Annotated in this window: 18 protein-coding genes, 2 tRNA genes and 2 rRNA genes; 4 read left to right on the top strand and 18 right to left on the bottom strand. The window is 30.4% G+C overall.

Annotated elements, in window-relative coordinates; genetic code table 11:
- Positions 1-26: 26 nt before the first annotated feature.
- From ABXT55_RS00710 to ABXT55_RS00680, 7 genes are read right to left on the bottom strand one after another with little or no spacing between them, the layout of a single operon-like run.
- The gene (locus ABXT55_RS00710; RefSeq protein WP_415284852.1) at positions 27-803 is read right to left on the bottom strand and encodes a hypothetical protein; all 777 of its coding nucleotides are present in this window, start codon (positions 801-803) and stop codon (positions 27-29) included.
- A 9-nt stretch (positions 804-812) separates the two neighbouring features.
- On the bottom strand, positions 813-1,742 hold the full coding sequence (locus ABXT55_RS00705; RefSeq protein WP_415284851.1) for a hypothetical protein: 930 nt from the start codon (positions 1,740-1,742) through the stop codon (positions 813-815).
- Between the two features lie 46 nt (positions 1,743-1,788).
- Complete coding sequence (locus tag ABXT55_RS00700; protein WP_415284850.1) at positions 1,789-2,469, bottom strand: hypothetical protein; 681 nt, start codon at positions 2,467-2,469, stop codon at positions 1,789-1,791.
- Positions 2,409-3,452, bottom strand: coding sequence for a hypothetical protein (locus ABXT55_RS00695; protein ID WP_415284849.1), 1,044 nt, complete (start codon positions 3,450-3,452; stop codon positions 2,409-2,411). Before ABXT55_RS00695 ends, ABXT55_RS00700 begins: the two co-directional genes overlap by 61 nt.
- Positions 3,453-3,468: 16 nt before the next feature.
- On the bottom strand, positions 3,469-4,635 hold the full coding sequence (neuC, locus tag ABXT55_RS00690; RefSeq protein ID WP_415284848.1) for a UDP-N-acetylglucosamine 2-epimerase: 1,167 nt from the start codon (positions 4,633-4,635) through the stop codon (positions 3,469-3,471).
- Positions 4,632-5,666, bottom strand: coding sequence for an N-acetylneuraminate synthase family protein (locus tag ABXT55_RS00685; protein WP_415284847.1), 1,035 nt, complete (start codon positions 5,664-5,666; stop codon positions 4,632-4,634). Before ABXT55_RS00685 ends, neuC begins: the two co-directional genes overlap by 4 nt.
- Positions 5,663-6,370, bottom strand: a complete 708-nt coding sequence (locus ABXT55_RS00680; protein WP_415284846.1) for a cytidylyltransferase domain-containing protein — start codon at positions 6,368-6,370, stop codon at positions 5,663-5,665. The genes ABXT55_RS00685 and ABXT55_RS00680 overlap by 4 nt, the downstream gene beginning before the upstream one ends.
- A gap of 107 nt (positions 6,371-6,477) precedes the next feature.
- Here ABXT55_RS00680 and hisF point away from each other — a divergent pair, with 107 nt between their 5' ends.
- The 3 genes from hisF to ABXT55_RS00665 are packed head-to-tail and all read left to right on the top strand — an operon-like array spanning position 6,478 to position 8,993.
- On the top strand, positions 6,478-7,209 hold the full coding sequence (gene hisF, locus ABXT55_RS00675) for an imidazole glycerol phosphate synthase subunit HisF (RefSeq protein ID WP_415284845.1): 732 nt from the start codon (positions 6,478-6,480) through the stop codon (positions 7,207-7,209).
- Complete coding sequence (gene hisH / locus ABXT55_RS00670) at positions 7,187-7,795, top strand: imidazole glycerol phosphate synthase subunit HisH (protein WP_415284844.1); 609 nt, start codon at positions 7,187-7,189, stop codon at positions 7,793-7,795. Before hisF ends, hisH begins: the two co-directional genes overlap by 23 nt.
- Before the next feature lie 4 nt (positions 7,796-7,799).
- Positions 7,800-8,993 carry an N-acetyl sugar amidotransferase gene (locus ABXT55_RS00665; RefSeq protein WP_415284843.1) on the top strand — a complete coding sequence of 398 codons (1,194 nt, stop codon included), beginning with the start codon at positions 7,800-7,802 and terminating at the stop codon, positions 8,991-8,993.
- Here the strand turns inward: ABXT55_RS00665 and ABXT55_RS00660 are convergent.
- From ABXT55_RS00660 to ABXT55_RS00630, 7 genes are all read right to left on the bottom strand, one after another.
- Complete coding sequence (locus ABXT55_RS00660; RefSeq protein ID WP_415284842.1) at positions 8,990-9,889, bottom strand: aldo/keto reductase; 900 nt, start codon at positions 9,887-9,889, stop codon at positions 8,990-8,992. The genes ABXT55_RS00665 and ABXT55_RS00660 overlap by 4 nt on opposite strands.
- Entirely contained in the window at positions 9,876-11,339 is a 1,464-nt protein-coding gene (locus tag ABXT55_RS00655) for a B12-binding domain-containing radical SAM protein (RefSeq protein ID WP_415284841.1), read from the bottom strand. The genes ABXT55_RS00660 and ABXT55_RS00655 overlap by 14 nt, the downstream gene beginning before the upstream one ends.
- Positions 11,340-11,371: 32 nt before the next feature.
- The gene (locus ABXT55_RS00650) at positions 11,372-11,689 is read right to left on the bottom strand and encodes a hypothetical protein (RefSeq protein ID WP_415284840.1); all 318 of its coding nucleotides are present in this window, start codon (positions 11,687-11,689) and stop codon (positions 11,372-11,374) included.
- A 35-nt stretch (positions 11,690-11,724) separates the two neighbouring features.
- Positions 11,725-14,478 (bottom strand): 23S ribosomal RNA (locus tag ABXT55_RS00645).
- Positions 14,479-14,627: 149 nt separating this feature from the next.
- Positions 14,628-14,703, bottom strand: a tRNA-Ala gene (locus ABXT55_RS00640).
- Positions 14,704-14,714: 11 nt separating this feature from the next.
- Positions 14,715-14,791 (bottom strand) — tRNA-Ile (locus ABXT55_RS00635).
- Between the two features lie 98 nt (positions 14,792-14,889).
- Positions 14,890-16,364, bottom strand: a 16S ribosomal RNA gene (locus ABXT55_RS00630).
- The 16S and 23S rRNA genes sit together here with 2 tRNA genes alongside, the layout of an rRNA operon.
- 330 nt (positions 16,365-16,694) lie before the next feature.
- Between ABXT55_RS00630 and ABXT55_RS00625 the strand changes: the two genes are divergently transcribed.
- Positions 16,695-17,999, top strand: coding sequence for a M23 family metallopeptidase (locus ABXT55_RS00625; RefSeq protein ID WP_415284839.1), 1,305 nt, complete (start codon positions 16,695-16,697; stop codon positions 17,997-17,999).
- On the opposite strand, the gene ABXT55_RS00620 is transcribed toward ABXT55_RS00625, so the two are convergent.
- Genes ABXT55_RS00620 through ispG form a run of 4 tightly spaced genes read right to left on the bottom strand, consistent with a single transcriptional unit; the run spans position 17,996 to position 21,501 of the window.
- On the bottom strand, positions 17,996-18,463 hold the full coding sequence (locus tag ABXT55_RS00620) for a DUF4167 domain-containing protein (RefSeq protein WP_415284838.1): 468 nt from the start codon (positions 18,461-18,463) through the stop codon (positions 17,996-17,998). The two genes, ABXT55_RS00625 and ABXT55_RS00620, sit on opposite strands and share 4 nt — an antisense overlap.
- A 14-nt stretch (positions 18,464-18,477) precedes the next feature.
- Positions 18,478-19,320, bottom strand: a complete 843-nt coding sequence (gene prmC, locus ABXT55_RS00615; RefSeq protein ID WP_415284837.1) for a peptide chain release factor N(5)-glutamine methyltransferase — start codon at positions 19,318-19,320, stop codon at positions 18,478-18,480.
- A gap of 1 nt (position 19,321) precedes the next feature.
- Positions 19,322-20,395, bottom strand: coding sequence for a peptide chain release factor 1 (gene prfA, locus ABXT55_RS00610; RefSeq protein ID WP_415284836.1), 1,074 nt, complete (start codon positions 20,393-20,395; stop codon positions 19,322-19,324).
- 5 nt (positions 20,396-20,400) lie between these two features.
- Entirely contained in the window at positions 20,401-21,501 is a 1,101-nt protein-coding gene (gene ispG / locus ABXT55_RS00605; protein WP_415284835.1) for a flavodoxin-dependent (E)-4-hydroxy-3-methylbut-2-enyl-diphosphate synthase, read from the bottom strand.
- Position 21,502 lies beyond the last annotated feature (1 nt).

The following is a 21,502-nucleotide window of genomic DNA, read 5'->3' as shown; positions in this document are numbered from 1 at the left end:
AAGTAAATTAACTTAATAATCACTTATCAAACATTTATAGTTTTAATTCCAGCCTTATTTAAATGTTCGTTGAATATATTATTTGTTAAGTTATTTGGAATATTTTTTTCTTTTAAAAAATTTTTTCTAACATGATTTGCATATTCTATAGCTAAATTCTCCTCAGTTACTACTTCGAAATCTAGTAATATTTTATGGCACTTAAATTTACTAGCCTCAGAGTTTAAATTGTCTTGGGGAGTGGCTCTATGCCAAGTATTGCTATCCATAATAATAACATCTCCTAGGTTAAGTCGTAAAGTTTTCATCATTTTTTTTCTAAAATAATACTCATAATAAAAATTAAGTTTCATATATAATTTTTTATTAAAAAAAATATTTTTTAAATTAATATCAAATAAATTAACATCTAATCCATTGTCAATTTTTTGATTATTTCCATTAAAATAAAAAAGAATTTTAAATATTTTAGAACTTTTTTTTATACCCTCATAATTAAATCCAAAAGATTGTCCATCTCTATGAGATACACTTGAAAATCCATTAATTGTTGCCGCAATGTTATTTATGAAATAAAAATCACCAATATTCTCTTTAATTTTTTCAATTAATTTATTGTTAAAAATCATTTTATTAACATTATCTATTTCTATTATTTCATTATGTGATAATCTTTTTAATAAAATTTTTTTATTTTCTGCAATTTTCTCTTCAACTTCTTTATTTTTTGATTTTGAAATGAGTTCTTCTTGACAGTCTAGACAAGTTTGTTTCGGTATTAAATTTTTTAAAATTTTGTACATCTTAGTATATTACTTCTTTTTAAGAATAATTCTTATTATTTTTTCATTTGTATAAGGTCCATTTTTAATAAAGTTTTTTAAAACATACTTTTTCACTATTTTATCAGGAACTAATTTTTGTACAAATAAATAGACTGCTTGAACGAAATAATTTTTCTTCAAATCAAATTTATTTTTTTTAAATGAATCATTAAAATTGTTTTCTATAAGATTATCTTTTTCATTTTTATTGTTAATTTCAGTGTAAGAAGATATAGAAAAACCCAATTTATCAAAAACTTTATAAATTGATTGTTTGGTAAAGAATAATGTGTGAGGTATGATTATCTTAAGTAACGGATTTAATTCATCTGGAATTTCAATAAAAATCTTTCCATCATTATCTAATGACTCATGAAAATGTCTAAATGTTGCTACTAATAATTCTGGGTGTAAATGTTCGAGAGAGTGACTCATCCAAATTAAATCTAGTTTTGGTAACTTTGATTTCAAAGGATAATAATAATCACCAAGTTTTACCACTTTGTTTTCTGGTTCTATAGTTGCAGCATCAAAGTAATAATAATTAATTTCTTTTTCAAATATCTTAATTGTTTTAGATATCCCATATCGATTTGGTCCTATTTCTAATATTGAACAATTTTTTTTAATTTTGAAAAATTGTAGATAATATAAAACTTGAGAAAAAAATCTGGAATTAAACTCTGAAAATTTTTGTCTAATAATTTTTTTTTGTTTATCAATAATATTAATTTTTGAGTAAAAATGATCTAAGTCTTTAATAGATACATCAGAATTAAAACTTAGATCACAATCTTCACATGTTAATATTTTATTATTAAAGTTGATAAATTGATTATTGTCTAAAAACTTCTCATTTCTTTTTTCGTACTTATATTTCTGTTTTAAATTAGATTTATTACAAACCGGACAATTCATTTATTGATTTTATGATCTATTAATTTATTTTTCATTTAAAATTAAGCTAATTTAAAAGTTTTTTTATTTTACTTTCTAAATAAAAGCTATCTTTAATATTTCTGTCTAAAAACCTTTTTCTAAGAGACTGTGTTCTTTTACTTTGCCACCATCGATCTGGGTCTTTCCAAATTTTTTTAATAAATTTAGCTGCCTGAATTGGATCTTTATGCATAATATTTGCTTTAAATAAATCATCATAAAAATTACGGTTATCAGAATTTAAAAAATAAGCTTTTGGATTATATATAATTAGTGTTGGTTTATTCATGCAGAGTGATTGCAAATGAGGAGTACCTAAATAGTTATTAACAACAAAATCAGAATTTAATAAATTGTGGTTAAATGTTTCTTTTGAATGATTTATTATTTTAACTTTTTTAGCCTTAGATTTAAACATTTTTTTGTAAGAATCATGTCGATTCAATTTATTTGGATGTAATCTAATTTTCATATTTGATAGAATTTCATTGTCTAAATTATTAAAAAAATCTTTTGTAACCTTGACAAATGCATTTCTATTCGTTTCATCATGAGAGTCATGAGCGGAACAAGTATAAGGGGTTCTTTTATGAGTGGGGCCTGAGATGAATAATATTTTCTTTTTATTGTTATAAATTGTCTTTTTTAACTCGTTTGGAAAAAAATAACTCCCTGCTGATATAATGTTTTTTTTTTTACTTTCCATCCATTAGTAAGAAAAAAATCAAATTTATTTTTTATATAGTCGATAGTATTTCCAATAAATTGGTGTTGTATATAATTATGCTCAACATATATAGTTTTTATTCTTTTAATTGTGGCACTTGCTATTAAAAAAAGATTATCTTCTGTCATGTTTTCATTTAGTATAAATTTAAGTTTTTTAAAATTATCTAAAAAGTTTTTTGAATAAGAATAATTGTAATTAAAATTTTCTAATAGAGATTTAGGTAATGAAAACTTTAAAGTAGAAAGAAAAAATTTATCAAAATTATTTCTACTTTTCAAAGTTGAGATTTCATTTCTTTCTAACCAAAAAATATCTTTATTGAAAAAAATAGGAATATAAAATTTTATAAAAGAGATATTTCTTTTATGTCTTAATTTCAGTTGTGATATAAATTTTGCTGGCATATAAGCCCCTGTAACTAAAAGTTTTGGCTGAAAGATCTTAATTGATAAATATTGTCTCAATTTAATTATTTTTTCCTTAATTATATCTCTATTAATGATTATTTCTTCTTTTTTTTTTTTGAATAAATCATAATTTTTCTTATTAAAATTTATTATCAGTTGTGAAAATAATTGATTCTGACCTGCATCAGAATATTGAAAATACTCTCTATGATCCTTTGTATTTTCAGGAACATAATAACTTTTTGTATGAAGTATTTTTATCTTGTTTTTTGATATTTTTTTAAATCTATTTTTTTTTTGTAGTTTTGAATAATAATATCTGCAGCAAAATGGAATATGAAATAATAAGAATGGTCCCAATAAAATATCCCAAAATTGCTTTCCATGATTCAGCTTATGGATTTTATTGAGTATTGGATAAAGTATATTTAAATATTGGTCATATTTTTTTTTCTCATACTTTGACCATTTAATAATTTCTTTTTTATGGATTATATCTATAATATCTTTATCAAGAAAGTTTTTTATACTATAATTTTTCTGATCTTCCATAATTTAATTGTTATTTTTAAGAAAAGTTTCTATGATTTTTTTTATCAAAATATTTTAGTTGAATAAATTGTTTTTGGTTTTTGATACTCCAAATTCTTTTCTGGTTTAGTATTGTTAAGAACTTTTTGTGACTATTTCCAGTACCAAAATACTTTAGTGGTTTAAATTTATACTTTTTTGTTTTAAACTTATTTATTAAATCACCTAACTTTGAATAATCACTCATTGAAATTACAGAACTAATTTGAGCTCTATTTTTCTGTCTTGTACCTAAATCAATTGTGGGAACTCCATAATAAGGTGCCTCCATAATTCCAGAGCTTGAATTTCCTATTATAAAATTTGAATTTTTTAATAATGTTAAATAATATTCGAATCTCAATGATGGTAAAATTTTAAAATCTTTTAATTTTTTATTTTTTAACAAAATTATTTGTTTTAAAATAATGTTGTGACCCAAATCATTATTTGGCAATAAAATGATGTAATTAAATTTGCTTTTAGCAAGTAAATTTAAAAGTGATTTAATCTGGTATTCAATTTTTTTTAGCTCAGTTGTAACAGGATGAAATATGCAAATTGCATATTTTTCAAAGTTAATAGCATATCTTTTTTTTACTAAAGAAATATTGGGAAGTTTTTTTTTTAAAATTATATCAACATCTGGGGACCCTATAGTAAAAATGTTATTTTTTAACTCACCCATTTGTTCTAGTCTTCGTTTAGCAATTTTATTTGTGACAAAATGTAAATGTGATAATTTTGATATAGAGTGTCTTAGAATTTCATCAATAGTTCCAGAAATTTCACCACCTTCAATATGTGCTATTTTAATATTATTTAGACAGCCTGTAATTGCTCCAGCTAACGACTCTACTCTATCACCGTGAACAACAATTAAATCAGTGTGATTATTAGAAATAAATTTATTTATACCTTTAATTGTATTGGCTAACGCAATATCCATAGTTGTATCGTTAGATTGATTATTAAACCTATAACAATTTTGTATATTATCTTTATCTATTTCATCTCTAGTAAGTCCATATTTTCGAATATTATGCATTCCAGTTATAATTAAATGAGTCTTAAATTTATTTTTTTTCTTTTGTAACTCTAAAATTAAAGATTTAATTTTACCATAATCCGCTCTTGTACCAGTTATAAATGTGATTGTTTTCACTTTAGATATTTTTTTTTAATTTGAGTATTTTGTTTGATATTACTATTTACTCTTCTTCCCAAAATTTTTGTAAAATCTTTTGTGTTAAAATCTCCGTTACCAGGTCTTTTTAGACAAATATTTTTTTCATTAAGTATTGATCCTTTTTTAATAAAAGTTTTTGACACAACTGAAGCAAAAGCAAAATTCATAGTTACTAATTCTTCTTTGATGGGTTCTTTTTTTCCAGGCAAAGATGACGGAATCAGTTTTGAGGCTTTTATTAATTCTTTTAATTGGTGCTTATCCATTGAACAAGATACATCAGGACCTTTTCTATTGTGAGTATCCACATAATGTTTTTCTATAATTTTAGAACCCAAGCTTAAGGCTGCATATGATGCGTACAATCCAACAGTATGATCTGAATAACCAATTACATTATTTTTAAAATTTTTTTTCATTAAAGTTATTGAATTAAGTCTACTTTTTTCTAATGGTGTTGGATAAACATTGGTACAATGCAATAGTGCTAGAGGAATTTTTTTTTTATTAATAAAATTAATTGTTTTCTTAAGTTCATTTAAATAGCTCATACCTGTGCTCATAATTATAGGTTTTCTAAATTTACATATATAATTTATTAACTCTAAATTATTCCATTCACCTGATCCAATTTTAAACCCTGGAACATCAAATTTTATAAGTCTATCTACTGCAGCTTTTGAAAACGGCGTACTAATAAAAATTTTTTTTTTTGATTTTATATAATTCATCAATTTTCTTTCATCATTTTCGTAGAGCGAACATTCCTTAATTATTCTATAAATTGATTTTTTTGAATTTCCAGGAATTGCTTTTTGAGCTTCTAATGACATTTCTTCATCAGGTATATGAGTTTGATGTTTTAGAATTTCTGCTCCAGATTTTATAGCGCTGTCTGCAATAGCTATTGCGTGATCTAGATTTCCATTATGATTAATTCCTATTTCTGCAATAATTACAGGATCATGATTGGGACCAATTATTCTATTAGCAATTCTAAATATCATTTTTTAAATTTTAAATATTTTTTACTTAAATGTTTTGCTAATAAGTAGTCTTCTTTATCATCTATATCAATACTATCTATTTTATTCATAACAGAATATCCTGATTTAGTAAAACTCAACTTTTTATTTTTCATAAATTCGCTTGCATAAAAAATATATATTGCTCCATTTGGTGAATATACTGTCTTTAAATTCTGTCGATTATTTGTAATAATACCATCATTAAAAAAAGGATTTAAAAAATTTTTTTTTTTATATAGTGATTTAAAAAAATTTTTATTTTCCGTAACACTAATTACAGATTTTAATTTATTTTTTTTAAAGTGGTTAATAGCTAAATCAATATGATTATTATTTCTAAAAGGTGATGTAGGTTGAAGATAAACAATAATATGATCTTCTTTAATAGACTTTAGTTTATTTTTTATAAAATCTAATATTACTGTATTTGCTAATGCTGAACTAGTACTTAAAAATTTTTTTCTCTTAATCACATCAATATTTAGTTTTGCTCCTATATCTAAAATTCTATCCGAGTCTGAAGATAGATAGATTTTATCAATTAATTTTGATTTTTTTGCACCTAGTATTGCTAATTCAACTAAAGAAAGTTTGTTAAGTTTTTTTAAATTTTTATTTTTAAAACCCCTCGAGTTTTTTTTTGCAGGGATTAAGGCAATTATATTAGTATTTTTTTTAATCATTATATAATAACTATAATATCACAAATTGTTTTAATGTTTTTTTCTAAATAACATTGATACTATATATATATTATTAAAAAAAATCTTTTTACTTTTTTATAAACTTCATGAGAATTATTTCTAGACTAGATATTAAAAATGAATTTGTAATCAAGGGTATAAACTTGGAGGGATTAAGAAAAATTGGAGATCCAATCGAAATTGCAAGGCAATATTATTTAAACGGTATCGATGAAATTATTTTAATTGATGCAGTTGCTAGTCTTTATGGAAGAAATAATCTTTTTGAAGTTGTAAAAAGAACTACTGAAAATCTCTTTATACCTATAACTTTAGGTGGTGGAATTAAAACCTTAAAAGATATTGATAAGGCACTTAATTCTGGAGCAGACAAAATTGCTATTAATTCTGCCGGTATAGAAAATCCATCTTTCATAAAAGAAGCTGTGGATAACTTTGGTGCTAGCACTATAACTATTTATATCGAAGCAAAAAAAAACAATGGAACTTGGGAGGCATACAAACATTATGGGAGAGAAAAAACTGGCATAAATGTAACTGACTGGTTAGAGGAAGTACAAAATATGGAATGTGGTGAAATATTACTTACGTCTGTAGATCATGAAGGAACTCAGGAAGGTTTTGACTTGGAATTAATTAGTGAAATTAAAAATAAGATTAAAGTACCACTAATATTCTCAGGTGGCTTTGGTAAAATAGAGCATTTACATGAAGCATTAAAATTAACAAAAAATATAAGTTTTGCGATTGCTTCTGCGTTTCATTACAAAAAAGTAGATATAAAAGAAATTATTTATGAAAAAAATATGCATTATTGATTATGGTCTTGGAAATATAAGGAGTTTATATAATTCAATAAAAAAAATAGGATTTGTTCCTACCTTTTATTCTGAGCGTAAAAATGAAAATTTTGATCTAATATTTATACCTGGAGTAGGTTCATTCAACAAAGCATCTGCTTTACTAAATTCTCCTGATTTAAAATCTTTTTTAGACCAATCAAAAAAAGATTCAGTTATTTTTGGAATATGTCTTGGAATGCAAACTTTGCTTTCAAAGGGCTTTGAGGGTGGTGAGCATAAAGGTTTAGATTATATTGATGGCAGGGTAGATAGAATGAGTAAAAAACTAATACTGCCGAATATTGGCTATCAAAAAACTTTTTTTTCAGATCAAAACTATTTTAGTTTTTTAAAAAAATTTAATAATGAAAAATTCTATTTTGTTCATTCCTATGCAGCAAATGTAAAAAATAAAAAAAATATTTTAGCTTTCACTGAGTCTCAAGATTTAAATTATTGTGCAGCAATATCTGCAGAAAGAATTATAGGTACTCAATTTCATCCTGAAAAAAGTGGTGAAATAGGACTTGAATTAATAAATGAAGTAGTTAAGAACATTTAAAAAAATGGAACATTCTTCAAAATTTGGCCTTCCGACTAGTGTTATATTTTGTAAAGAATGTGTTATATCCAACCAAAGACCAAATCCAGTTATTGAATTTAAAAATAGCGATAATTTGAAACTAGGTCCAGAATTTGAGGATGGGGTATGTAGTGCCTGTAGATACGGTAAAGAAAAATATAAAATTGATTGGAATGAAAGAGAAGAAAAATTACTTGAAATATTAGCAAAATACAGAAAAAAAAGTGGATATGATTGTGTAGTTCCTGGAAGTGGTGGCAAAGATAGCGCTTACACTGCACACATTCTTAAATATAAATATAAAATGAATCCTTTGACAGTGACATGGGCTCCTCACCTATATACTGAGCCAGGTTGGAAAAATTTTACTAACTGGATCCATGTTGGAGGATTTGATAATTTATTATTCACCCCAAATGGTAAACTACATAGACATCTTACCAAACTTGCTTTTTCAAATCTCTTGCATCCATTTCAGCCTTTTATAATTGGTCAAAAAAATATTGGTCCAAGTATTGCTAAAAAATTCAATATTCCTTTGGTAATATATGGTGAAAACACGGCAGAATATGGTTCCTCGGTGAAGGATAATTTTGAACCCTTGATGGATGCAAAATATTTTACAAGAAACTCTTTAGATGAATTATTTTTTGGTAAAAAAAATATTCATGAAATAATTCAAGAAACTGATTTTACCATAAATGATTTTGAACCATATATTCCTGTAAGTGCCGATGGAATAAAAAAAGATAATATTAAAGTTTTCTATATGGGATATTTTCATAGATGGGATCCACAAGAAATGTTTTATTATGCAAGTGAAAATACAGGTTTTAAATCTAATACTGAAAGAACAGAGGGAACTTACTCAAAATATTCAAGTATAGATGATAAAATAGATAATTTTCATTACTACACAACATATATAAAATTTGGATTAGGAAGAACAACTTATGATGCTGCTCAAGAAATTAGGAATGGTAAAATAACAAGAGAAGAAGGAATTAACTTAGTAAAAAAATTTGATAATGAATTCCCAAAAAAATATTTTAAAGATTTTTTAGAATATATTGATATTACTGAAGAAGATTTTAGAAAAACTATTGATAGTTATAGATCACCACACTTGTGGGGAAAAAGTAACGATGAATGGAAATTAAAGTTTACTTGTTACTAATTATTATATCTGTAAATATTTTTGCAAAATAGATTATCTTTAGTATTTAATTCAATTATTTTTTTTACAAGTGTAGGTTTTAACTTTTTGAAGTTTTTAATATTTTTCAATAAATCATTAATATGTTTAACAGTTCTTATTCCAAATATAGCTTTATCAACAAAAGAAAAGCTAAAAATAAAATTAGTTGCTAAACTTTCAATTTTTAAATCTGTCAAAGACTCAAGGATTTTTTTTTGTTTACTTATTGTTTTCAACCTTCGACCATACAGCCAACTATGTCTTTGATCATTTTTAGAAAATTTGGCTATATTTGAAAAGTTGGTCGTAAGTATTCCGTTCGCAAGTGGAGACCTGATAGCCAATATTTTTTTGAAATTATTCATTTTGTAACAAGGGGCTACTCTCAATAAATTAAATTCATCTTGAATAAAATCAAACTTATTCATGATTTTTTTTGAGAAATAATGATTTCTAGCTAAAGAAATTCCGATTGATTTGATATAGCCCTTATCTTTATATTTTTGCAATATATCAAAAACCTTATTCCAGTTTCTGATTTCATCTCTCGGATTATGTAATTGCATTACATTAATGTTTTTAAATAAATCAAGTGCTCTCTCTACTCCATAAATTAAAGATTTTTCATCAAAATTTTTTTTCATATTATGATCCCAGCCACACTTAGTATTGATTAAAATATTTTTATTTTGCCTTTTAAATTCAGACAAAAAAATTTCAGCACCTAGATAATTAGGTGCTGTGTCAAACTCTAAAAATCCATTATCAAGACAATGGTCAAAAACATTTTCAATTGATTTTTTTGAAACAGATTTATATGCACTCCAAGACCATGTCCCAATGATAATTTTTTTTAAAATATTATTGGTTGGCATTATTCCTAACGAGGGATACAAATTGCTTTTTGTAATAATCTAGACGGCTAACTGGTAAAATATCATCTGCTTTACTTTTAGATCTTAATGCTGAATCAACATCACTCTCATACTCATCAAAAAGACGTAATTCTTGACCTTTTTTTTGAGATTTTGTTCCATAATAAGGAGAATAATACGCAACTGTGATATTGTCTGGATTCAGAATCTTATTAAATTCAATTGTTTTCAAAATTGATTTTTCATCTTGATTGGGCAAACCAATAATATTGTATGCAGTTCTTTTTATATTATTTTCTTTCAATAGTTTAAAAGCATTGATCGTTTTTTCCTGGTCAGCAAATCTATTTAGCTCTCCTTCTCTAAAATCACTATCAGCTAATTCTACACCCATGCCAACACCATCCACTTTTAATTTTTTTAATAATTCTATCGATTTTTCATTAATACCCTCAGGTCTAGTTTCAATATAAATTTTAATACTTAGATCACTTTTATCAATCAATTCAGATAATTCTAAAAGAACATTTCTATCGTTTGTTAAAAAGTTTGTATCTTGACATCTAATTAACTCAATATTCTTTTTTTTATTTAAATAATTAAGTTCATCAAAAATTATTTTGGAGCTTTTATGTCTTAGATATTTTTTAAAGTTTTTGATAGCTCCAGTTTTTGGCGACATTTCATTAAAATTATAATATTTTTGTATGATAGTTTCCACACAGTAGTTACAAGAATAAATACATCCTCTGGACATTTCGTAGTCAATACCCTTAACAACTTTGCCATTATATGGTCTATTTAATACCTGGTTATCAAAAATATCATAGTTGTAAGGTGTGAGCTGATCAAGATCATTTATTATTTCCTGTTTTTTATTTTGAAAAAAATTTTTATTTTCAAGATAACAAACACCATTGATATTTTTTAATTCTTCAGCATTATTTTCAAAGTTGTTTAAAATTTCTAATAGTACCAGCTCTGACTCTCCAGCAATTAAATAATTAATCTTTGGCATTTCCTTTAAAACAAGTTCTGCAGCTGAAGTGGCTTGTAATCCACCTGTCAACAATATTGCATTTTTTGTATCCAAATTTTTAAGTAAATCATAGCCATTTTGAATATTCACATACTCACCCTCTCCATGAATATGGGAAGATATAGCTGACCAAAAAATAAAATCTGGATTAAATTCACTAATTTTTTTTTGAAGATCTTCAAAAACATCACTAGAATTAAATTTTAAAAATTCATCATAATTAGTTTTTTTGTACATTTTATTATCAGTTTGAAACTGGACTTCGTTCAGAGACCAATTTGAATAAAATGTTGAGTCAAACAGCTCAACTGTATGATTATTTCTCTTCAATATACCCGAATGACTGGCAATCCATATATGAGTGATTCCCCTACCCCATCTATTTGGATTTATAAACAATATTTTAGACATTAGTTATAAGGTTAATTCTTAACTATCATTTTTTAAATTTTATAACTAGATTCTTCCAAATAAATTGGAAGTTTTTTATTAATGATTTTATAAAATTTATCATTTAAAAAATTTAAACAGTAATTTTCTGTAATTTTAGAATTAATTACCTTAAGATAATTAACTGATTGAGAATGAGGATTAATAATTAATTTACTATCAATTAAGTTGGTTGAGTTTGTAGATCTCATTTTTACCTGACTTAATTTTTTTAAGTCGTCAAATAAATCATTTACAAGTTTCTTTGAAAACGCATTTTTGACGATAGCAAAACCATTATTATGAATTTCATTTAAAACATTTTTTTCCATAATTTATTCAAAATCAAAAAATTTTTTTCAGTGCATAAATCAAGCCAATTGAGCTATTAGTACTGGTCAGCTACACGCATTACTGCGCTTCCACATCCAGCCTATCAACGTGGTGGTCTACCACGGCTCTATAGGAAGAACTAGTTTTGAGGTGAGTTTCCCGCTTAGATGCTTTCAGCAGTTATCTCTTCCATACTTAGCTACCCTGCACTGCGGCTGGCGCCACAACAGGTCCACCAGTGGTATGTTCAACCCGGTCCTCTCGTACTAGGGTCAACTCCTCTCAATTCTTCTACACGCATAGCAGATAGGGACCGAACTGTCTCACGACGTTCTGAACCCAGCTCACGTACCACTTTAATTGGCGAACAGCCAAACCCTTGGGACCTGCTCCAGCCCCAGGATGTGATGAGCCGACATCGAGGTGCCAAACACTGCCGTCGATATGAGCTCTTGGGCAGTATCAGCCTGTTATCCCCGGCGTACCTTTTATCCGTTGAGCGATGCCCCTTCCACTCAGAAGCACCGGATCACTATGACCGACTTTCGTCTCTGCTCGACTTGTCAGTCTCACAGTCAGGCAGGCTTATGCCATTGCACTCTACGAACGATTTCTGACCGTTCTGAGCCTACCTTCGCACGCCTCCGTTACTATTTGGGAGGCGACCGCCCCAGTCAAACTACCCACCATACAATGTCTCGCTGCCGGATGACGGCTAGCGGTTAGATGTCAAGAAAAACAAAAGAGGTATTTCACTGGTGACTCCACAAAAGCTAACGCCTTTGCTTCAAAGTCTCCCTCCTATGCTAAATATGTTTTTCCTAACACCAATGTAAAGTTGCAGTAAAGGTGCACGGGGTCTTTCCGTCTAACTACGCGAACTCCGCATCTTCACGGAGAATTCAATTTCACTGAGTTGATGTTGGAGACAGCGGAGAAATCGTTACGCCATTCATGCAGGTCGGAACTTACCCGACAAGGAATTTCGCTACCTTAGGACCGTTATAGTTACGGCCGCCGTTTACTGGGGCTTCAGAAGTTAGCTTGCACCAACCGCATTAACCTTCCAGCACCGGGCAGGCGTCAGACCCTATACATCCACTTACGTGTTAGCAGAGCCCTGTGTTTTTGATAAACAGTCGCTTCTCCCTGGCTTGTGCCACCCTTCCATAGTTGCCTACAAAAGGGTCTTCCTTATCCCGAAGTTACGGAAGCATTTTGCCGAGTTCCTTCAACATCATTCTCTCAAGCGCCTAAATATACTCTATTAATCTACCTGTGTCGGTTTCGGGTACGGTCTTCATGATGGAGCTATTTCTTGGGACCTCTTCGCGGCAAGTTCAATCCATTAAGAACTCACAACTTACAAAATCCGTCACTACCATCAGGTCAAGGAATATTAACCTTGTTTCCATCGACTACGGCTTTCGCCCTCGCCTTAGGTGCCGACTAACTCTACGCGGATTAACCTTGCATAGAAACCCTTAGATTTTCGGCGACGAAGTTTTTCACTTCGTTTATCGTTACTTATGTCAGCATTCGCACTTCTGATACCTCCAGGATCCCTCACGGGTATCCCTTCACAGGCTTACAGAACGTTCCGCTACCCCTTACAAAGTTCGAAAACTTTGCAAAGCCACAGATTCGGTACATGATTTTAGCCCCGTTACATCTTCGGCGCAGAAACTCTATTAGACCGGTGAGCTGTTACGCTATCTTTAAAGGATGGCTGCTTCTAAGCCAACCTCCCGGCTGTTAAGGAATTTCCACATCCTTTCACACTTAATCATGATTTTGGGACCTTATCTGGTGGTCTGGGCTCTTTCCCTCTCGACCATGGACCTTAGCACCCACAGTCTGTCTGCCGAAGAACAATGTCTAGCATTCGGAGTTTTATTAGGTTTGGTAAGAATCTCTTCCCCCTAGCCCATTTAGTGCTCTACCTCTAAACATCTATTTATTCGACGCACTACCTAAATAGTTTTCGCGGAAAACCAGCTATCTACGAATTTGGTTGGCCTTTCACCCCTTACCACAAGTCATCCAAAGACTTTTCAACGTCAACTGGTTCGGTCCTCCGGTTGGTGTTACCCAACTTTCAACCTGCTCATGGTAAGCTCATTCGTTTTCGGGTCTAATTCATTAAACTAATCGCCCTATTAAGACTTGCTTTCGCTGCGCCTACACCTAGATGGCTTAAGCTTGCTTAATAAATTAAGTCACTGACCCATTATACAAAAGGTACGCCCTCACCCTAAAAAGGGCTCGGACTGATTGTAGGCATGCAGTTTCAGGTTCTATTTCACTCCCCTAATAGGGGTTCTTTTCACCTTTCCCTCACGGTACTAGTTCACTATCGGTCACTGAAGAGTATTTAGGCTTAGAGGGTGGTCCCCCTATATTCGAGCAGGATTTCTCGTGTCCCGCTTTACTCAAGAATTTTGTTAGACATTACTCATACGGGACTATCACCCTCTATGGTTAGCATTTCCAAACTATTCAAATTTTCCTAACAAAACTACTGGCCTACTCCGCGTTCGCTCGCCACTACTAACGGAATCTCAATTGATTTCTTTTCCTCTGGTTACTTAGATGTTTCAGTTCTCCAGGTTGTCTCTTTAAACCTATGTATTCAGTTTAAAGTACCACATAAAGTGGTGGGTTTCCCCATTCGGAAATTTTCGGATCAAAGCTTACATACAGCTCCCCGAAACTTATCGCAGTATATCACGTCCTTCATCGGCTTTCAGTGCCAAGGCATCCACTACACGCCCTTAAACGCTTGATTTATGCACAGAAAAAAATTCTTTTTAAAGAAAATTTATCTATGTTGTGATCAAATTTTTATTTTGAACATTAAATAATAACTTTTAATGTTCGGATATAGATATTGATATAAATTATTTTTATTTACAGTTTTAATAACTAAATGTTTCCTGGTGGAGGATACAGGGATCGAACCTGCTACCTCCTGAATGCAAATCAGGCGCTCTCCCAGATGAGCTAATCCCCCATTTAGGTTTTTGGTGGGCCGAGAAAGACTCGAACTTTCGACCCCACCCTTATCAAGGGTGTGCTCTAACCAACTGAGCTACCGGCCCTACAAGAAGGAAACATTACTTTAAGAAGAGAAATGAGGACGGTCAACATTACCGATGTATATTATTTAGAGTGAAATTTTACTTTCACTCATCCTTAGAAAGGAGGTAATCCAGCCGCAGGTTCCCCTACGGCTACCTTGTTACGACTTCACCCCAGTCGCTGACTATACCGTGGTCAAGGGTTTAAAACCTTGCCTTAAGGTAGAACCAACTCCCATGGTGTGACGGGCGGTGTGTACAAGACCCGGGAACGCATTCACCGTGGCACGCTGATCCACGATTACTAGTAATTCCAGCTTCATGCACTCGAGTTGCAGAGTGCAATCCGAACTGAGGCATCTTTTCGGGATTTGCTTAACGTTGCCGTTTTGCTTCCTGTTGTAGATGCCATTGTAGCACGTGTGTAGCCCAACACGTAAGGGCCATGAGGACTTGACGTCATCCCCACCTTCCTCCAGCTTATCACTGGCAGTTCTTTCAGAGTGCCCAACTTAATGATGGCAACTAAAAGTGAGGGTTGCGCTCGTTGCGGGACTTAACCCAACATCTCACGACACGAGCTGACGACAGCCATGCAGCACCTGTGTTTCGTCCGGCCGAACCGAAAACTCTAATCTCTTAGAGTCGCGACGAACATGTCAAGTGTTGGTAAGGTTCTGCGCGTATCTTCGAATTAAACCACATGCTCCACTACTTGTGCGGGTCCCCGTCAATTCATTTGAGTTTTAACCTTGCGGTCGTACTCCCCAGGCGGTGTGTTTATCGGTTTCCCTGCGACACTGAAAATAAATTTCCAACGTCTAACACACATCGTTTACGGCATGGACTACGAGGGTATCTAATCCTCTTCGCTACCCATGCTTTCGTTCCTCAGTGTCAGTAATGATCCAGAAAGCTGCCTTCGCAATTGGTATTCTTTCTAATATCTACGAATTTCACCTCTACACTAGAAATTCTGCTTTCCTCTATCATACTCTAGCTGAAAAGTTTTGATGGCAGTTCCAGAGTTAAGCTCTGGGATTTCACCACCAACTTTTTCAACCACCTACGAACTCTTTAAGCCCAGTAATTCCGAACTACGCTAGGTCCCTTCGTATTACCGCGGCTGCTGGCACGAAGTTAGCCGGACCTTCTTATTCGGGTACAGTCATTTTCTTCCCCGACGAAAGAGCTTTACAACCCAAAGGCCTTCTTCACTCACGCGGCATCGCTGCATCAGAGTTTCCTCCATTGTGCAAGATTCCCCACTGCTGCCTCCCGTAGGAGTTTGGGCCGTGTCTCAGTCCCAATGTGGCTGATCATCCTCTCAAATCAGCTATTGATCATAGTCTTGGTAGGCCATTACCCTACCAACAAACTAATCAAGTGCGGGCTCATCCAATGGTGCGTAAAGCTTTCTCCGTAAAGACTTATCCGGTATTAGCACAAGTTTCCTCGTGTTATTCCAGGCCAAAGGGTAGATACCCACATGTTACTCACCCGTCTGCCACTAAGTATTGCTACTTCGTTCGACTTGCATGTGTTAGGCGTGCCGCCAGCGTACGTTCTGAGCCATGATCAAACTCTCAAGTTAAAAAACGGCGCACACTAGCTTCATATATAAATTGTAAGAATACAATCCATACGATTTTGAAGTGTGTACGACAAATTTTGGTAACCTTAACCGTCCACACTTCTCTTCTTAAATTTTTACTTTTTAAATAGCTAATTGGGTCTAAAAAGCCCAATAATCCTCACTAATATATTGATTAAACAATAATTTTATTGAGAAAGTGTGCTGCTTATAAGCTAAAATAAAAGTAAATCAAGCATTTAGCATTTAAATAAATGTGCAAATACACGAGCAAATACAAGGTTTTTTTTGATTTTTTGCCATTACTAAATTAATAATTAATAATTCCATATGATATTTAGTTCAAATAAAATAACAAAATTAATAAAAAAAAATATTGAGATCTTCTTATTATTTTTATTACTAGCCATTACTATTGCCAGTACCACATTTTATAACAATAAAAAGTTAGAGATTAATGAAAGTTATAAAGATGTAATAAATAATATTTATTTCAAAAAAAGCATTAAACATTTTTTTGATAATTTAACACCTAGATATAAGAGTATAGACCATAAAATTTCTAGTGGTGAAACATTTGATAAAATATTGAATAGTTACGCTATTCCAAGTGAAGAAATTTTAAAAATAAAAAAATATTTAAATTCAGATTATAATTTAAGTAATCTCAAAACTAATTTTGATATAAAATTTACTATTGATCAATCAAATAATAAAAAAATTACTTCTTTTTTATTTCCTGTATCTAGGACTAAAAAAATTCAACTAACTAGAAATTTAGATACAGACATTTTTGAAAAAAAAAAAATTATTACAAATTTAAATAAAAAAATTCTTTTTAAAGAAGGAAAAATTACACAAAGTTTATATCAAACTGCTGTTGAGCTAAATGTTCAACCAAATATAATTATCGAATTTGCTAGAATTTATGGTTTCCAAGTTGATTTTCAAAGAGATATTAGAAAAAATGATAACTTTCAAATCATGTATGAGGTGTTCCAAGATGATAATGGTAAAGTTTTTGAAATAGGAAGTATTATTTATGCAGATCTAAAACTTAGTGGAATAAATAATTCTTTATATTATTTTGATAAAAAAGGAAGTGAAGGGCACTATGATCAAAATGGAAAAAGTGTTGAGAAGGCATTAATGAAAACACCTATTAATGGAGCAAGACTGTCTTCCGCATTTGGAATGAGGAAACATCCAATTGACGGTTACAATAAAATGCATAAAGGTACAGATTTCGCTGCTCCCATGGGTACACCTATCATGGCCTCAGGCAGTGGTGTTATTACTAGAGCTAGATGGTGTGGTGGTGGTGGAAATTGTGTTAAGATAAAACACAACTCAACATACGAAACTATCTATGCTCATATGAAAAATTTTGCTGGCGGAATTAAGGAAGGTGTAAGAGTTAAACAAGGTCAAATAATTGGATATGTTGGTTCAACTGGAAAATCTACTGGGCCACATTTACATTATGAGGTAGTTAAAAATGGAAAAAAAATTAACTCACAAAAATTAAAGTTACCTTCTGGAAAAATTCTTAAAGATAAAGATAGAAAAACTTTTGAAGTTAAGAGAATTAAAATAGATGTTTTAAAATCAGAACTAATTATTGGTTTAAATTAAATTAAAGCAGGTTTTTTATCTACAGGCTTTTTTTCTACTGTTTTAACAACCTTTTTAACTTCTGCTCCTGTGGTTATTTTTGTGTCCGTTTTGACTTCGATTTCAGAAGACTTTTCAACTTTATCTATTGAAGAAACAGGTTTTACCTCTTCTACTGGAGATGAATTAACCCTTGCCATTCTAAGACTTTCTTGTTCATTTTGAACTCTTGTAAAATGATCAGCATGTTGAAAATAGTTTTCAGATAAAATTTTATCTTCATTAGCAAGAGCCTCTCTTGCTAAATCATTGTATTTTTCAATTAACTTAACTGCATTATGATTGTTTCTACCTGGGACTTTTCTTTGAAAATTATCGTTATTAGAAAATTTTGATCCTTCATTGTTACTTCTAAATGGAGGTCTTCTATTATTATTACTTCTAAATGGAGGTCTTCTATTATTATTGCTTCTAAATGTTACCATAGTTTTTTTTCAATTTAAATTTTAGTGCTGATTATACAGCGATCATTTTTACCATAATCTTTTATGGCTTTGTTAACGTAAAAACCTTCTTCTTTTAATATTTTTATAACTTTATTTTTTTGATTAAAACCTATCTCTAAAATAAATTTACCATTTTTCTTAATCAGAATACTTGCCTTATTAATTACTTTTCTGATTTTTGAAAAACCATCAAACCCACCACTTAAAGCTAACCTTGGCTCAAAGTTAACTACATCTTTTTCCAAATATTTTAAACTTAACTGTTTAATATATGGAGGATTTGAAACAATAAGATCATATTTGCCAATTTTGAAATTGTCAACACTAGAATGAAAAAATTTTACTCTATTGTTTAAGTTTAGTTGTTTAGCATTGAATTTACTTATATTTATACTTTTTTTTGAAATATCTATACCCGTTCCATAAAAATTGGATCTCTCCTTTAGTATGGATAAAAGAATGCACCCAGATCCAGTTCCAATATCAAGAACTTGTAATTGAACATCTTTTGAATAAATTTTTAAAAGTTGTTCTATTATTAGTTCACTATCAGGTCTTGGAATTAGCACATCTTTATTAACAAAAAATTCATCTCTCCAAAACTCTTTTTTGTTTATTATGTAGGCAATTGGTTCGCCTCTTTTTCTTCTTTCAATTAAACTTTTAAATTTTCTTAATTGTTCTGAGTTCAAAATTTCTTTAGGATTTAAAATGATATGTTTTTTATCTCTTTTAATCGAGTTAGATAATAATATCTCACTATCAAGTTGAGGATTGGCTATCTTATTTTTTTGTAGGATATTTATTCCTTCATTCATAATATTTTCTATATTCATTTTAATTAAGATTGCTCAATTTTTCTTCTTGTGCTTGCAGCGTTAAGTTCTCTACCATTTCATCAAAAGCTTCACCTTCTAAAAAAGCTTCAAGTTTGTGTAAGGTCAGATTAATACGATGGTCTGTTACTCTTCCTTGTGGAAAATTGTATGTTCTAATTCTTTCAGAACGGTCTCCTGTTCCTATTTTACTTTTTCTATCTTCCGATCTTTCACCTTCTATTCTTGATCTTTCTAATTCATAAAGTCTTGATCTTAAAATCAACATCCCTTTTGCTTTATTTTTGTGTTGTGATTTTTGATCTTGTTGAGATACGGATAGTCCTGTTGGAATATGAGTAATTCTTACAGCACTATCCGTTGTATTAACAGATTGTCCACCTGGGCCACCAGCTCTAAACACATCAATTCTTAAGTCTGAATCATTTATCTTTATATCAACCTCTTCTGCTTCTGGCAGTACGGCCACTGTTGCAGCAGAAGTGTGAACTCTTCCCTGAGTTTCTGTGTCTGGAACCCTCTGAACACGATGAACTCCACTTTCATACTTTAATGTTGAATAAATATTTTTTCCTCTAATTGACGCGATAACTTCTTTCACCCCCCCTGCTTCACTCTGGGACATGCTTATTAATTCTAATTCCCATTTTTTTTGATGACTAACTTTTTCATACATCTTAAAAAGATCTGCTGCAAATAAACTTGCCTCTAACCCTCCCGTACCTGCTCTAATTTCTATAATTGCATTTTTTTTATCTGCTTCATCTTTTGGTAATAAAAATAGTTTTAATTTTTTTTCTATGGATTCGTTTTCTAATTTTAAATCATTTAATTCTACTTCAGCCATTTCTTTAAATTCATTATCACTACTAGAGTCGCTTAATATTTTCTCTAGATCTTTTTTTTCTCCCTCATAAGAAAAATATTTTCTAGCATCATCAATTACCTCGTTTAAATCAGAGTATTCTTTTGATTTTTCAGCAAAAAGTTTTTTATCCACTTCACCTAATGATAATTCTTTCTCCAAAATAGAGTGTTTAGATATTAAATCTTCAATAGTTTTTAGAGGTATCATTGTATTTATAATTTTTTATCAAGTTCAGCAGCTTTTTTTTCAACTTCACTTACAACTCTTGATATTATGTCTTCTGATAAAACTTTTTCACTTTGAATACCAGATAAATAAAGCATATTGTTACCCTTACCACCTCCAGTTATTCCTATATCCGTCATTGCTGCTTCTCCTGGTCCATTAACTACACAGCCAATAATCGATAATGTTAAAGGAGTTTTAATGTGAGAAAGTTTATCTTCTAATGTTTTTACTGTATCAATTACTTGAAATGCTTGTCTTGCACATGATGGACAAGATATAATCTTTACACCTCTATTTCTTAAGTTAAGTGACTTTAAGATTTCATTACCGATTTTAATTTCTTTGACAGGATCATCAGACAAAGAAATTCTTATAGTGTCTCCTATTCCATCCATTAAAAGTGAGCCAAGACCTATTGATGACTTGATGCTGCCTGATACGAAGCTTCCAGCTTCTGTGATCCCTAGGTGTAGTGGATAATCTGTAACTTTTGATAGTTGACGATACGCTGCAATAGATAAAAATATATCTGAAGATTTTACACTTATCTTAAAATTAAAAAAATCTTGATCTTCCAAAATCTTAATATTTCTCTTTGCACTTTCAACTAAAGCTTCTGGACATGGTTCCTTATATTTTTCTAAAATATCTTTTTCAAGAGAGCCAGCGTTAACACCTATTCTAATAGAGCAATCGTTATTTTTAGCAGCACTAAGCACGTCATGTATTTTTAATTTATCCCCTATGTTGCCTGGATTAATTCTTAAACATTTTGCTCCATTTTCAGCCGCTTCTATTGCTCTTTTATAATGAAAATGAATATCAGCAATTATTGGAACGGATACATGCTTTGTAATCTCTTTAAGGGCTAATGAGGACTCTTCGTCTGGGCATGAAACCCTAACTAGATCAGCACCCTCTTCATGAATATCATTAATTTGTTTTATTGTGGCCTGAATATCAGTTGTTAAGGTGTTGGTCATAGATTGGACAGAAATGGGATTGTCTCCACCTATTTTTACATCACCAACATTTATAACTTTTGTTTTTTTTCTATGAATGTCTCTGAATGGTCTTAAGCTCATA

Source organism: Candidatus Pelagibacter sp. Uisw_130, assembly GCF_047722505.1.
Lineage (GTDB): Bacteria > Pseudomonadota > Alphaproteobacteria > Pelagibacterales > Pelagibacteraceae > Pelagibacter.
Note: the sequence above shows the minus strand (reverse complement) of the source record. Positions and strands in the feature narration are given on the sequence as shown.

Bases quoted from the DNA above. Each gene is read 5' to 3' on its own strand.
- ABXT55_RS00710 (WP_415284852.1), bottom strand. From the start codon at position 803: ATGTACAAAATTTTAAAAAATTTAATACCGAAACAAACTTGTCTAGAC.
- ABXT55_RS00705 (WP_415284851.1), bottom strand. From the start codon at position 1,742: ATGAATTGTCCGGTTTGTAATAAATCTAATTTAAAACAGAAATATAAG.
- ABXT55_RS00700 (WP_415284850.1), bottom strand. From the start codon at position 2,469: ATGGAAAGTAAAAAAAAAAACATTATATCAGCAGGGAGTTATTTTTTT.
- ABXT55_RS00695 (WP_415284849.1), bottom strand. From the start codon at position 3,452: ATGGAAGATCAGAAAAATTATAGTATAAAAAACTTTCTTGATAAAGAT.
- ABXT55_RS00685 (WP_415284847.1), bottom strand. From the start codon at position 5,666: ATGATATTTAGAATTGCTAATAGAATAATTGGTCCCAATCATGATCCT.
- ABXT55_RS00680 (WP_415284846.1), bottom strand. From the start codon at position 6,370: ATGATTAAAAAAAATACTAATATAATTGCCTTAATCCCTGCAAAAAAA.
- hisF (WP_415284845.1), top strand. From the start codon at position 6,478: ATGAGAATTATTTCTAGACTAGATATTAAAAATGAATTTGTAATCAAG.
- hisH (WP_415284844.1), top strand. From the start codon at position 7,187: ATGAAAAAAATATGCATTATTGATTATGGTCTTGGAAATATAAGGAGT.
- ABXT55_RS00665 (WP_415284843.1), top strand. From the start codon at position 7,800: ATGGAACATTCTTCAAAATTTGGCCTTCCGACTAGTGTTATATTTTGT.
- ABXT55_RS00660 (WP_415284842.1), bottom strand. From the start codon at position 9,889: ATGCCAACCAATAATATTTTAAAAAAAATTATCATTGGGACATGGTCT.
- ABXT55_RS00655 (WP_415284841.1), bottom strand. From the start codon at position 11,339: ATGTCTAAAATATTGTTTATAAATCCAAATAGATGGGGTAGGGGAATC.
- ABXT55_RS00650 (WP_415284840.1), bottom strand. From the start codon at position 11,689: ATGGAAAAAAATGTTTTAAATGAAATTCATAATAATGGTTTTGCTATC.
- ABXT55_RS00625 (WP_415284839.1), top strand. From the start codon at position 16,695: ATGATATTTAGTTCAAATAAAATAACAAAATTAATAAAAAAAAATATT.
- ABXT55_RS00620 (WP_415284838.1), bottom strand. From the start codon at position 18,463: ATGGTAACATTTAGAAGCAATAATAATAGAAGACCTCCATTTAGAAGT.
- prmC (WP_415284837.1), bottom strand. From the start codon at position 19,320: ATGAATATAGAAAATATTATGAATGAAGGAATAAATATCCTACAAAAA.
- prfA (WP_415284836.1), bottom strand. From the start codon at position 20,395: ATGATACCTCTAAAAACTATTGAAGATTTAATATCTAAACACTCTATT.
- ispG (WP_415284835.1), bottom strand. From the start codon at position 21,501: ATGAGCTTAAGACCATTCAGAGACATTCATAGAAAAAAAACAAAAGTT.